This is a genomic window from Ruminococcus sp. CAG:330, from assembly GCF_000437175.1.
In the GTDB taxonomy this organism is placed as follows: Bacteria; Bacillota; Clostridia; order Oscillospirales; family Ruminococcaceae; genus Ruminococcus_C.
The window spans coordinates 1-13,282 of sequence record NZ_FR897988.1 but is presented as its reverse complement, the minus strand read 5'-3'; the positions used below and the strand labels follow the sequence as shown (position 1 = coordinate 13,282).

General features: G+C 52.7%; 11 protein-coding genes and 1 tRNA gene. 10 read left to right on the top strand and 2 right to left on the bottom strand.

Going from position 1 to position 13,282, the window contains the following annotated elements; translation table 11 throughout:
* Window positions 1–144 precede the first annotated feature (144 nt).
* Window positions 145–513, bottom strand: a complete 369-nt coding sequence (locus QZL66_RS01085) for a hypothetical protein (RefSeq protein ID WP_022409926.1) — start codon at window positions 511–513, stop codon at window positions 145–147.
* Window positions 514–904: 391 nt separating this feature from the next.
* Window positions 905–980, bottom strand: a tRNA-Pro gene (locus QZL66_RS01080).
* A gap of 296 nt (window positions 981–1,276) precedes the next feature.
* Between QZL66_RS01080 and QZL66_RS01075 the strand changes: the two genes are divergently transcribed.
* The 10 genes from QZL66_RS01075 to QZL66_RS01030 form a co-directional block, all read left to right on the top strand.
* On the top strand, window positions 1,277–3,820 hold the full coding sequence (locus QZL66_RS01075) for a glycoside hydrolase family 9 protein (protein ID WP_022409925.1): 2,544 nt from the start codon (window positions 1,277–1,279) through the stop codon (window positions 3,818–3,820).
* 119 nt (window positions 3,821–3,939) lie between these two features.
* Window positions 3,940–4,473 (top strand): GtrA family protein, encoded by a 534-nt coding sequence (locus tag QZL66_RS01070; protein ID WP_022409924.1) that lies wholly within the window; start codon window positions 3,940–3,942, stop codon window positions 4,471–4,473.
* Window positions 4,470–6,182, top strand: coding sequence for an ArnT family glycosyltransferase (locus tag QZL66_RS01065; protein ID WP_022409923.1), 1,713 nt, complete (start codon window positions 4,470–4,472; stop codon window positions 6,180–6,182). The genes QZL66_RS01070 and QZL66_RS01065 overlap by 4 nt, the downstream gene beginning before the upstream one ends.
* 15 nt (window positions 6,183–6,197) lie before the next feature.
* Window positions 6,198–7,790 carry an MBL fold metallo-hydrolase RNA specificity domain-containing protein gene (locus QZL66_RS01060; RefSeq protein WP_022409922.1) on the top strand — a complete coding sequence of 531 codons (1,593 nt, stop codon included), beginning with the start codon at window positions 6,198–6,200 and terminating at the stop codon, window positions 7,788–7,790.
* Between the two features lie 5 nt (window positions 7,791–7,795).
* Window positions 7,796–8,329 carry a nitroreductase family protein gene (locus tag QZL66_RS01055; RefSeq protein ID WP_022409921.1) on the top strand — a complete coding sequence of 178 codons (534 nt, stop codon included), beginning with the start codon at window positions 7,796–7,798 and terminating at the stop codon, window positions 8,327–8,329.
* A gap of 280 nt (window positions 8,330–8,609) precedes the next feature.
* Window positions 8,610–8,984, top strand: coding sequence for a hypothetical protein (locus QZL66_RS01050; protein ID WP_022409920.1), 375 nt, complete (start codon window positions 8,610–8,612; stop codon window positions 8,982–8,984).
* 3 nt (window positions 8,985–8,987) lie between these two features.
* The gene (locus QZL66_RS01045) at window positions 8,988–10,097 is read left to right on the top strand and encodes a hypothetical protein (protein WP_022409919.1); all 1,110 of its coding nucleotides are present in this window, start codon (window positions 8,988–8,990) and stop codon (window positions 10,095–10,097) included.
* Between the two features lie 76 nt (window positions 10,098–10,173).
* Complete coding sequence (locus QZL66_RS01040; protein ID WP_022409918.1) at window positions 10,174–11,061, top strand: hypothetical protein; 888 nt, start codon at window positions 10,174–10,176, stop codon at window positions 11,059–11,061.
* An 85-nt stretch (window positions 11,062–11,146) separates the two neighbouring features.
* On the top strand, window positions 11,147–12,790 hold the full coding sequence (locus QZL66_RS01035; protein WP_022409917.1) for an Hsp70 family protein: 1,644 nt from the start codon (window positions 11,147–11,149) through the stop codon (window positions 12,788–12,790).
* 15 nt (window positions 12,791–12,805) lie between these two features.
* Window positions 12,806–13,282 (top strand): Hsp70 family protein (locus QZL66_RS01030; protein ID WP_293601743.1); only part of this gene is annotated, 477 nt, incomplete at its 3' end.

Genomic DNA, 13,282 nt, shown 5'->3' with positions numbered 1-13,282 from the left:
GATAAAACAGCGGTAAAACGCCGTTTATAGGTAGTAAAAAACGCTCTTGAACGTGGTGTTCAGGAGCGTTTTTTTCGTTTTGCGTGTCAGTTTTTTGCGTTTTGCGTGGCAGGCTACATTTACATATTCACACGCTATTTTTCATCATACTATCAAGCACCTTTGAACCGCAATCTCCTCAGCCTGCAACTCAAAGAGATTCTCAAGCTGCCAAACCTTAGCAGTGTCAGCATTTTTCATCGCAAGTGCGTATTCAGGGTCGGTATCACGCATTTTATTCCAGATCTTCCACTTCTCATTGATGCACTCTGTAATACGCTCATCAATGTGGACGTAGATTCTGCCCTTATCGGTTTCTTCCTGCAAACGCTCAGGGCACTGTTCTTCTGCCCACTTGATATAGATACAAGCAAGCTTGTCATCGCTGTAATCGTGATAGTCACTGCTACACTGCGTAATCATCATTCTGTCGGTGTCAAGTGCCATTCTCTGATAATCATGTTTATAAATCATGATCTTAACCTCGTCTCTTTCTTATTAAAATACCTGCCAAAACAGCGATTCCTGCAAGAACTATGCCGCCAATTCCATAAATCAGACCATTTGAGGACTTTTCCGCACTCGTTGGTTCTGTTGCTTCTTCTGATATACCAATACCCAAAATCTTGGATACATAGAGCTTCCATCTGCACATTGAACCTCGGTTATATCAGTCAGCAGCTTTTTCAGCGGCTTATCTGCACTGAAATTTCTTTTTATCAGATTTGATCCTGCATAATAAAACTTGACACCCAAGGCACAGGAGCATAAAATGATTGTGTTGTACTTGACTTGACAATCTATCTCTATAAAAAACAAAACCACGCAGCCTCAGGAATTCTCCCAAAACTGCGTGGTTTTTCCTTGGTCTGAGTGACCCGACTTGAACGGGCGGCCTCTACCACCCCAAGGTAGCACGCTACCAACTGCGCCACACCCAGACCTCTTGACAGCACCGTAAAACGGCTTTTGTCAACTTCTTTAGTATAGCATGTTTTCCCGGATTCGTCAAGGGGTAAAATGAAAAAATAATATGTATTTGTTCTGCAACTGCTGCAAATATTGCGACGGCTACAGCATCTCGTGTGCTGTTTGTTGTATCCGTATAAAAACAGGGAAAACCATGTGGAAAAACTGTTGACTTTTTCGAGGAGATGCTTTATAATAGAACTGGTTGTATGTATCGAATTGCCGGAAAATCGACCACCGGCGTGATTTTTAGAAGGGAAGGTTATCTATGAAAAAAATTGGAAAGAAGGGCAGCATGCGCTTTGCGGCAGCTGCGGTCGGCGGCGTGATGCTCGCCGGAATGCTGGGCGGATTTGCGCCGGAGTCGGCTTCGGCAGAAGCAACAGACGTGGATTTTGCCCGTGCGCTGCAATATTCGATCTATTTCTACGATGCCAACATGTGCGGTACAGATGTGTTGGAAAACAACCGCTATGACTGGCGTGGCAACTGCCATACCTACGATGCAGAAGTGCCGCTGGACAGCACCCATACCAATTTGTCGGAGAGTTTTATCACCCAGTACAAGGCGATTCTCGATCCTGACGGAGACGGCTGCGTCAACGTGGAGGGCGGTTTTCACGATGCCGGCGACCACGTAAAGTTTGGCATGCCGGAGAATTACGCTGCCTCGACACTGGGATGGGGCTACTATGAGTTTCGGGATTCCTATGTGAAACTGGGACAGGATTCCCACATCGAAACCATTCTCCGCTATTTCAACGACTACCTCATGCGCTGCACATTCCGGGATGAGAACGGTGAGGTCATCGCACACTGCTATCAGGTGGGGGATGGCGATATCGACCACGCCTACTGGAATTCGCCGGAGATCGACGACATGGATCGCCCGGCATTCTTTCTCACTGGCGACAAGCCCCAGACCGACTATGTGGTATCAGCAGCAGCTTCTCTGGCGGTGAACTATCTGAACTTCAAGGACACCGATCCGGACTATGCAGCAAAATCGCTGGATTATGCGAAAGCGCTCTTCTCCTTTGCACAGAACCATGAAAAGCAGCTGAGTGACAACGCCGATGGCCCCAAGGGCTATTACCGTTCGGAGAAGTGGCAGGATGACTATGTCTGGGCAGCAGCATGGTTGTACATCGCAACGGAAGACAAAAGCTACCTCACTGATGCCATGCCCTACGTGGATTACTACGCTCCCAGCGGCTGGGCATACTGCTGGAACGATGTGTGGAGCGGTGCGCTGACGCTGTTGGGCGAGATCGATCTGGCACATCCGGAACTGGATCTCCAGAACATGTACCGTACCGTGCAGGGAAAGACGCAGTACGAGGATGCAGACTTTTGGCTGCAGATTGAAAAGGCAATTGACAAGTGGATGACTGCCTATACCACTCCCGGCGGTTATGCATTCCTGAACCAGTGGGGTTCTGCACGGTATAATACGGCGATGCAGTATGTCACACTGGTATATGATAAGTATAAGAACAACAACAAGCCTTCCGCTTACAGCGACTGGGCAAAGGGACAGATGGAGTACCTCATGGGCGACAATCCCATGGATCGCTGCTATATCGTGGGCTATAACGAAAAATCTGCACAGTATCCCCACCACCGTGCCGCCTCTGGTCTGACCAAGTGCGAGGATACCGGAAAGCATCGGTATGTGCTCTATGGCGCACTGGTCGGCGGACCGGACGGACAGGATAAGCATGTGGACACCACTGCCGATTATATTTATAATGAGGTTACCATCGACTATAATGCAGCTTTTGTGGGCGCATGCGCCGGACTGTACGCATATTACGGCACCGATGACATGCATGTAACGCCGGATTTCCCGCCGAAAACCGGTGGTGCCGATCAGGGCGGCAATGACTTCTGGGTGGATGCCTATGCGGTAGACGACCTGAGAAAAACCGGCGAGGGCGTGACCAAGATCACTGCGCTCATGCGCACCGATTCCGTCAAGCCGAAGACTGACCTGTCTATGCGTTACTTCTTTAGCATTGCCGAGATGGAAAACAAGTCCAACCTCAGCACCCTTAACGTCAGCGAACTGTACGATCAGGCGAGCACGGAGGCAGCGCCGGCAGACGGTGTGCTCTCCGGCCCGTATCAGTACGATGCTTCCTATGATCCGGATATCTATTATGTAGAAGTCAAGTGGGACGGCTATAAAATTGCCAACTCCAACAAGAAATATCAGTTCGCCATCGGACTGTACTACGGCGACAACTGGGATCCTTCCAACGACTGGAGCTATGAGGGCATCGCCAAGGCAGCAGATACTTATCAGGACGGCTCGGAGGAGCGAAATGACCACATCTGCGTTTACTCGGACGGCGTGCTGGTAGGTGGTGTTGAACCGAACGGAAAGAAGCCGGAGCAGACAGAAGAAACCACAACTACCACAACGCCGACCACTACAACAGCACAGATGACAACCACCACAACAACCTCCGCTTCAACTGTATCCACGGAGGAAACCACAGATTCCAGTGCGGAGACCACACAGACAACTGCTACGACGACAACTGCAACTACGACCGCAACTTCCGGCAATGGGAAAACCACAGAAACACCGGCGGATGTGCTCTATGGCGATGTGAATCTGGATGGCGATGTGGACTTGGCAGATGCCGTGCTGCTGAATAAGGCGGTGGCAGGTGCGGTAGAACTTTCGGATCTCCAGAAGCTCTGTGCCGACTGCAAGTACGATCAGGTCACCGATGCCAATGACAGCATGGAACTGCTGCGGTTCCTGGTACATCTGACCAACCGGTTGGGTCCCAGTGCGTAAACCCAATCAAAAACCTGACATGGCGGGAAATGCTATTCCAAAGAACGGCTGTTCCGCATATTCCAAGATAAGAAGAGCACTGCCGAACCGGCAGACTCTAAGGAAGGAAACAAAGACCTATGAAGAAACATGACGGCGCTATTGCAGAAGAAACATCCACCAAGAACGGCGGAAATTTTCAGGAAATCGTGGAAATTTTCCGGAAGGGACAGCTGGGACGGCTGTTCGCCGGCGCAACGGAGAACACATTGATCCAGTTCTTCCGTTACTGCTTCGTGGGCGGTGCGGCAACAATTGTGGACTGGGGGCTCTCCTCGCTGCTGTTCTACTTCGCATTTCACCAGAGCCACGCCGTAATCGCCAACGGACTGTCCTTTGTGGCAGGTCTGCTCGCCAACTATTTTCTCAGCACGTTCTGGGTATTCCGCAGTTCGAAGATCAAATCCCGTCTGGCGGAGTTCCTGGCATTCGCTGCCATTGGCGTGGTAGGACTGCTGCTGACCATCGGCATTACCAAGCTGTTTGAGATCACCATGGCAGATGTGACCAGTGCGTACCAGATCATCAGTAAGGTAGTATCCACAGCCGTGGCGTTTCTGTGGAACTTCTTCGCACGGAAGTATCTGATCTACAGCAAGAAAGACGAGGCTTGACCACGGCAGAAACGGGAGTTGGGGAACGTCGTTTCTGGAGATCGGGATGGCTCTGGCGGGGGATTGTCTGCTGCTGTGTGCTGTGCGTCTGCCTGACGCCTATGACCTTTGGAGACGGCACACAGACACCGCCTTGGGCGGTGGGACTGCTGCTTGCCCTGATGTATGCCGGACTTGCAGCGCTGATTGCCGGATGGCGTGGGCGTTCCGTGAGAGCGAATTTGCTGGGGTATGGCATGGCGCTTCCGGTGGGAATTGCCGGACTGCTGCTGACACTGCGTTTTTCTGCCACAACAGTGCTGACGCTGGGCGGTTTGGGACTGCTGGGTGCCGGCGGTCTGGCGCTGCTGGCGGGAAAGCGTTTCTCCGCCGGCAATGGGGGAACGATATGGCTCTTGCTGCTGGGGGGCTGGATGCGGTTTTGCTATGTGCTCTGCACCAGCGTCACTCAGCGGCAGCATGATGTGGGCGACTTTGTGGGAAACAAAGGACACGCCGGTTACATTCTCTATCTCTATCAGCACGGACACCTGCCGGATTTCGATGTGCGGGAGGTGTGGCAGTACTACCACCCGCCTCTGCACCACATTCGCTGTGCGATTTGGCTGCATGTGTGGGAATTTCTCGGTGTGGCGCATGATGCCGCCTGTGAGAGTCTGCAAATGCTGACGCTCTGCGACAGCTGGATTGCGCTGCTGCTCATGGCATGGCTCTTCCGCTATTTTCACCTGCATGGCAGGGCATTCCTGACTGCCCTTGCCCTTGTGGCACTGCATCCCACGTTCTTTTTGCTGGCGGGAAGTGTCAACAATGATATGCTCTCTGTCCTGTTCTTTTTGGGAACGCTGGTAGCAGGGCTGAGCTGGTACCGGAAGCCGTGCCTGTGGCGAATGGTTGCCGCAGCGCTGTGTATGGGGCTGGGGATGATGACGAAGCTTTCCGTCTGGATGGCGGCTGTTCCGCTGGCAGTGCTGTTTCTGGCACGCTTCTGTCAGATGCAAAAGGGCGGACATCGCCGGCTTGTGGGGCAGGCGGCATTGTTTCTGGTGCTCTGTGCGCCCCTTGCACTCTGGTGGGAGGTGCGTAACGCCGTAAAATTCGGCGTGCCCATCGCCTATGTGCCGGAGCTTTCACTGGATTCGGAGCAGTACGTGGGGAATATCGCCCCGTGGAAGCGGCTGCTGGACTTCTCTTGGAAACAGTTTTACCACGTGGGTATGCAGTTTGTGTGGTACGGTGGAGACTATTTTGAGTGGAATCCCACAATAGGACTGTGGAAAACGGCAGTCTTTGACGAATTGGTCACGGATGTCTTTTATCCGCAGATTCATGTTCCGGCAATCGTGTTGTTTTGGTCGTCGGTGCTTCTCTCTCTGGCTGGAACTGCGGCGGTGCTGCGGTTTCTGGGAACGCCGGCTAAAGCACAGCGCTGGCAGCGTCTGGCACTTCTGCTGCTGGGTATGGGGCTGTTTTTGAACTATCTGATTTTCTGTCTGGTGTATCCGCACACCTGCACGCAGAATATCCGCTATGTCGTACCGCTGATTCCCATTGGTGCCCTTGCACTGGGAATGCTCTGCCGGAACTGGGCGAAGTGTGCCGGACGATTGCGCCGAATTTGTGTGCTGGGCGTGCAGGGGGTGACGTTCTTGTTTTGTCTGCATGCGGTGTTGGTATACGCCATCGTTGCTTGTGTTGGAGAATCCTGAAAGGAGTGAAGTACAATGAAAATGACGTTTATTGGTGCAACCCACGAGGTCACCGGAAGCTGTACCTATCTGGAGGTTGCCGGAAAGCGGATTCTGGTGGATTTTGGCATGGAGCAGGGACGGGACACTTATGAGAACATCCGTATTCCCTGTGCGCCGGCACAAATCGACTACGTGCTGCTGACTCATGCCCACATCGACCATTCCGGGTTGCTGCCACTTCTGTATGCCGGCGGATTTACCGGCGAGATTCACGCCACTTCGGCGACCTGTTCTCTCTGCGAAATCATGCTGCGGGACAGCGCCCACATTCAGGAATTCGAGGCGGAGTGGCGCAATCGAAAGGCAATGCGAAAGGGCGGTGATCCTTATGTGCCGCTGTATACAACAGAAGAGGCACTGGAAACGCTGAAGCTGTTTGTCCCGCACCCTTATGACCAGCGATTTTCGCTCTGCGATGGGGTGGAAGTGCGTTTTCGGGATGCCGGACACCTGTTGGGATCGTCCAGCATCGAACTGTGGCTGACTGAGAGCGAAACTATGAAAAAGCTGGTTTTTTCCGGCGACATCGGCAACTACAACCAGCCGTTGATCCGTGATCCGCAGGTGCCGGAGGAGGCGGACTATGTAATCATGGAATCCACCTATGGCAACCGCCTGCACGAAAAGCCAAAGGGCTATTTGCCGGCACTGGTGCAGATATTGCGGGATACATTCTCCCGCAAGGGCAGCGTTATTATTCCGTCCTTTGCAGTGGGCAGAACGCAGGAGATGCTGTACTACTTTAAGAAAATCAAAGACCAGAACCTCCTGCCGGAATTCGGCGATTTTCCAATCTATATGGACAGTCCTCTCGCCATTGAGGCAACAGATGTCTTTCTGCGCAACCAGAACAGCTGCTTCGATGAAGAGGCGCTCTCCTATGTTCGCCGTGGAGAAAATCCCATCGGGGTTTCCGGACTGATTCCGGCGGTGACCAGCGATGCTTCCAAGGCGATCAACGCTGACAAACGTCCCAAGGTGATCCTCTCCGCCAGCGGTATGTGTGAGGCTGGCCGAATCAAGCACCACCTGAAACACAACCTCTGGAAGCCGGAGAATACCATTCTGTTTGTGGGATATCAGGCGGAGGGCTCTCTGGGCAGAAAAATCGTGGAGGGCGCAAAGCTGGTGACGCTCTTCGGCGAGAGTGTTCAGGTCAAGGCGCAGATCGTCCAGCTGGAGGGTATGAGCGGTCACGCAGATCAGCGGGGCCTGCTGGATTGGATTCGTGCCATTCACGGTGTGCAGAAGGTGTTCGTCATCCACGGCGCATCGGATTCGGCAGATGCCTTTCGGGATAAGCTGTGGTACGGCGAAGGGCTGGATGCCTATGCCCCCTATAGCGGTGCGGAATTTGACATTGCTGCCGGAAAGATCACATACGATGCACCGCCGGTGCCCATTGCGCAGAAGCCGAAGCGGAACGAATCCACCTATGAGCGCCTGAATCAGACGCTGGAACGTCTGACGGCACTGGTACAGAGCAGCCGTGGCATGTCCAACAAGGAGCTGGCAAAAATGGCGGATCAGCTGGGAGAACTTTGCGCCAAATGGAATCGGAGGTAAGGAATATGTACGAAGAAAACGAAGTCCTGCACGCCCTCTGCACTCGCAGAAGTGTGCGGAAATATGATACCGCACGGCAGGTAGAGCCGGAAAAGATTCAGGCAGTTCTGACTGCAGGGCAATATGCGCCCACTGGACGGAACCGGATGTCCACGAAGTTTGTGGTCATTCAGAATCCCGACCTGCTGCACCGTCTTTCCAAACAGAATGCGGAGATCATGGGTGCGCCGGAGGCAGACCCATTCTATGGCGCACCGGTGGCAATTCTGGTGCTGGCAGACTCTACTGTGCACACATGGGTGGAGGACGGCAGTCTTGCCATGGGTGCAATGCTGAATGCCGCTTATGCGGTGGGACTCGGCAGCTGCTGGATTCATCGGGCACGGGAGACATTTGACAGCGAATCCGGCAAGGCACTGTTGGAGGAATGGAACATTCCGGCGCAGTACCGTGGCATCGGCTTCTGCATTCTGGGTTATGCAGACGGCGCACTGCCGCAGCCGATTCCGCGGAAAGACGATCAGATTTTTTGGAAATAGGACAATACCATAGAAAAAGACATTTTTTCTGCTGCGCTGTGAAAATCGGCGCAGCAGTTTTTTTGCCGAAATTCTGTGCTTTCTTTTGTCCCTTTTGCCGGAAAAAGGTATAAAAAACCTTGACATGATTCATGGAATATGGTAAAATAAAAACAGTCATAATCCGTAGAAAAATCGATTATTTTGGAACAGCTTTGCAGCAGGTGACGTGCAATGCTGTCTAAGAAGCCTGCACCAGATAGAAATGCAGGCATTTGGCGGAAAAAGGGGGCTTTTCGGGGTGGAGTTTTTCGGCATCATTGTGCTCTTTCTGGTAATGCTGGTCGTACCGTCTGAACTGATACAATGGGGCGCAGGCAGCGGTTATCCCATTGCAATTGTGATCGGGGCGGTGCTGTATGTAGCATATCTGGCGTTCATTCTCTATCGCATCGACTCCAACTTGCGAAAGCCGGCGCTCTCTATTTTTCTGATGACACTGCTGCGGGGACTGGCGGTTTGCAGCATTGTCCTGATGGTGGGAATTGCTGCGGTTTGGAGCATCTGGATGCGCCGGCCGTTTTTGGAACTTTTCCTCCGTCCGGAAGGCTTTTGGAATGGTGCGCAGCAGGTGATACAGTTTTTGTCAAAAGCAATGCAGCGGAGCAGGGGGTAACGCATGATTGGAAAAATTCTTTTGCTTTTGATGCTGGCAGATGTTCTGATTTGCATCTTCAGCTTTTTGGATGCGATTCCCCTTGGAAAATCGTGGATGGTTCCACGAGTGCCGGTACTGGTGGCATTGGTGCTGATGCTGATTCAGATTCCGCAGCGCCGCAGGACGTTTTACTGTGAAACATGCGGCAGATATATCCGACCGCAGGAACTGCTGGCAAAATGTAACAGCTGTAACGGAAAACGCCGCCCCAGATTTCTGACACCATTGGGAACTTTGGCGTGTAAGTGCCCCAGTCATACCTGTTTGGAGCGAAAGACCATCAGCTATGGCGGTAACGCCAGAACCCGCTTTTCCCGTTTGTTTCCCTATGGCGCAGGAAATCGCAGCCGGCAGAGTTTTCTCTGCGGTGTCTGCGGAAACGAAATCAACATGGGGAACATCATAAACCTCTCGTGGTATAGCGGTACAGAGCAGCTGGCAATGAACTATTGCCGCAATTTCTTGGCGCAGGGCTTTGGCAGCGTCAATCTGACCGGAAGCGGTGTGAACCTTGCAGCGAGCACTTCGCTCCCGTCTGAGCTGATATTTGGATTTCGGACGAAGAATCGTGATGTTCGGCGTGCGGAATTTCGGCTGCACTTTGCGGTCAAGGGAACGGAGCGGAAGCTCTGGAGCAGTGAGGAAACCATGCTGCTGCTGGACGGTGCAGCTGGTGCGGGAGAACGGGATGCCGTGATCGATGCGTTCCTGCTGGATTTGCAGGAGTTGAATGTGGCGCATGCCGTCTGGAAAAATCCGGTGCTGGTGGGTATTTGCGCCGACCGTATGGAGGAGGCGCAGGCGTGGATCGCATCGTTGGGAGATAATCCGGCGGAGATGGAAAAGAAATGCCGTATGTTTTTGATGGATTCCGGCAACGAGGACGCCGTGCAGCGGTTAGAAATGAAAATCGAACACCTGCACTATTTTCTCTACCGAACCGGAACGACTGAAAAAATTTACAATGTAGTCCCCGGCGCACAGGCGATGTTTTATGATGCTGTGCCGGCACTTTCTAAGGTGTGGCCTTTGTCCGGCGCATTGCCGAAGGTGCGTGGAAAACTGAAATAATTTGCATATGCTGTACGTTTCACCGTAGCGGTGAGGTGTGCTTCGATGATAAATCACATGATTGGGAGGCAGAAAAATGACAGATGAGAACTTCGATCGGGAATACGGAAGTATTCTGAACAGTTGCGACAATACCTCAGATCCGGATTGGCCGTCAATCGGCACTGCGACACCGCCGAATTTGGATGAGATTCCGAATCTGGATGTCCCGCCGATTCCGCAGGCAACAGAAGAACCGGAGTCTGCACCGGTCGCTGAACCGACACCGGTGTCACCCGCAGAACCGGAACCGCCTGTTTCACCGGAACCGCAGCCTGAACCGGTACAAGAGGCACAGCCGGAACCGGCTCCAGAACCGGCACCGACTCCGGAGCCTGTACTGGAACCGCTGCCGGCAGCAGAACCGCAGAACACTGTGGGTGTCTCTCCGGAGGAGCTGTCGCAGCTGCTGGATGCCGGAAATGCGTCGGTATTGCAGGAGGTTCAGTCCATCCATACCACTCTCAACGACTTGCTCGCACGTGTTTCCAAGCTGCGGAAGCTGGCGGATATGCACGAGGAAGTGGAAACCAATTTGAATAACCAGCTGAATGATTACAAGAATAACTTCTATCGGCGTATCGTCAATCCGATTCTGGTGGAGTTCTTTGACATTCAGGAGGAGATTCAGCAGGATCTTCTGACCGCAGACGAAAAGACCGCAGAGATGCTGGGAGATTATGTGGACATGATGTCACGGACGTTCAAACACTACGGCGTGCAGATCGAGCAGGTCAATGTGGGCGATGCCTACGATCCCCGCATTCACCAGCCCGTCAAGGCGGTGGAAACTGACCGTCCGGAACTGGACAAGACCATTGCCAAGACCAGAAAAGCACTGGTGCACTCCATTGACGGCAAGGTAGAGGAACGTGCACGTGTGCATGTCTACCAGTATAAGGCACCCAAGCCGGCAGAATCTTAAAAAAATCTGCTGACTTCTGATACCATAGAAAAAAACACTCGCCGATGTTTGGCGAACAAAAAACGATAAGAGGAGAAAAAAGAAAATGGCAGACGAAAAACAGACCAAATATATTTTCGGCATCGACCTTGGAACCACCTATAGCGTGATTTCCTATCTGGACGATAACATGATGATTCAGACATGCAGCAATCAGGAGGGCAGCGATATCACGCCGTCTGTTGTCGATCTGAGCGATCCGGAAAATCCGGTGGTTGGTCAGGTGGCGAAGGACAACAAGACGTTCTATCCCCACAGTGTGCTCGATTTCTTCAAGCGTGAGATGGAGAAGGGCGATGGTGTGATTTTCTACGGTGAGAGCGGGGAACATCAGACAACGCCGATCCAGCTCTCTGCGGAGGTTCTGAAGTATCTGGCACGCTATGCCGAGGATGCCACTGATTCTGCGGTAAAGGCAGTGGTTATCACTGTTCCGGCGTATTTTGGCGTAGAGCAGAAGGAAGCTACCAAGAAAGCTGCACAGCTGGCAGGCTTCACAGAAGTCACCCTGCTGGAAGAGCCGACTGCAGCAGCGGTTTACTATGGCTATAAGGGCGACAAGAACGAAACCGTTCTGGTATACGACCTCGGCGGCGGTACGTTTGATATCGTTGCAGTGGACATCGACGGCTTCAAGTACGACTGCTTCGCCGTAGAGGGTGACTATCAGCTTGGCGGTAAGGACTGGGATACCGAGATGGTCAAGATCATCAAGGAAAAGCTGGAGGAACAGGACTGCGATTGCTGCGGTTTGAGTCCGGAGGACGAGGCAGAAGTTCGCCGTGCTGCGGAAGATCTGAAGATCAAGCTTACCGCACAGGAGTCCGCACAGGCAAATCTGCGTCTGGAAGTCGGCAAGGCAAAGATCGAGGTCACACGGCAGGAATTCGAGGACCGTACCAGACCGCTGCTGGACAAGACTATCGAGCTGACGAAAAAGGTGGCAGAGGATGCCAGCGCCAAGGGAAAGACCATTACCAAGATTTTGCTGGTCGGCGGTTCCAGCTATATGCCGCAGGTACAGCAGCGTTTGACTGAGGAGTTCCCGAACATCGAAGTGCCTAACCCCATGGATCCGAACAAGGCGGTTTCCAAGGGTGCTGCTTATTTCGGTAAGACACTGCTGAGCAAGTGGATCGCATGGAGAAAGGAAATCGAAGATCGTGCAAAGGAAGCCGGAAAGAGCGTTGAGGAGATTATGCCGGAGGATGTTTCGAACGACACATTCACACTGACTACGGAAGAATTGTTTACGCTGACAGATGGCAAGACTGTTGCCGAAGAAGAAGTCATCGACATCAAGAAGGTTTCTGTCAGCTCCATCGGTATTAAGGGGCTGGTCGGTGGAAAGCCCATGATTCTGACATTCCTGAGAGCTGGCGACACGTTGCCGGTTTCCAAGGATCAGGAGATTCCGCTGTCCGATACGGCGCTGCAATCCGGCTACGTTTCCCTGTCGTTGTATGAGCACCGTCTGCCAGACCAGCTGGTATCGCCGGAGGACACTTCTGCCGGACTGAAAGAGATGCAGGAGAAGAGCGGTGACATTACCCCGAATCTGCCGGCTGGTTCGAAGATGCATGTGCATCTGGAAATCAACGAAGAGGGTCTGTTGAAGCTGACTGCTACCGACCCCAACGGCAAGACTGTTGAACTGGAAGCAACTGCTGAAGCCAAGAGCGCAAACTAAGCAGGTAGGTGTAGTATGGGACTGAATATCGGAATTGACCTCGGTACCACGTATTCTGTTGTGGCATATGTGGACAACGGCAGTGCAAAGATCATCCAGACCAGTCAGGACAGCGTGACCACAGCCTCGGCTGTGTATCTGGAGGAGGACGGCACGCTGACCATTGGCCAGGAGGCAAAACAAGAGCAGAAGTATCACGGGCAGGTTGCCACATTCTATAAGCGGAACATTGGTAGCGATTCCAAGGACTACGATCTGGAAAACGGGCGCTCCTATTCCGCAGTGGACTTGTCCTCGATTTTTCTGAAAGAACTGGTTAAGCGGGTGGAGGAGAAAATGCACCAGAAAGTGGATGGCGCAGTTATCACTGTGCCGGCATACTTCACCGACCATGAGCGTTCCAATACCCGTAAGGCAGCAGAGCGTGCCGGAATCCACGTGCTGCACATGATCAACGAGCCGACCGCCGCAGCAATTGCCTACGGTCTGGAC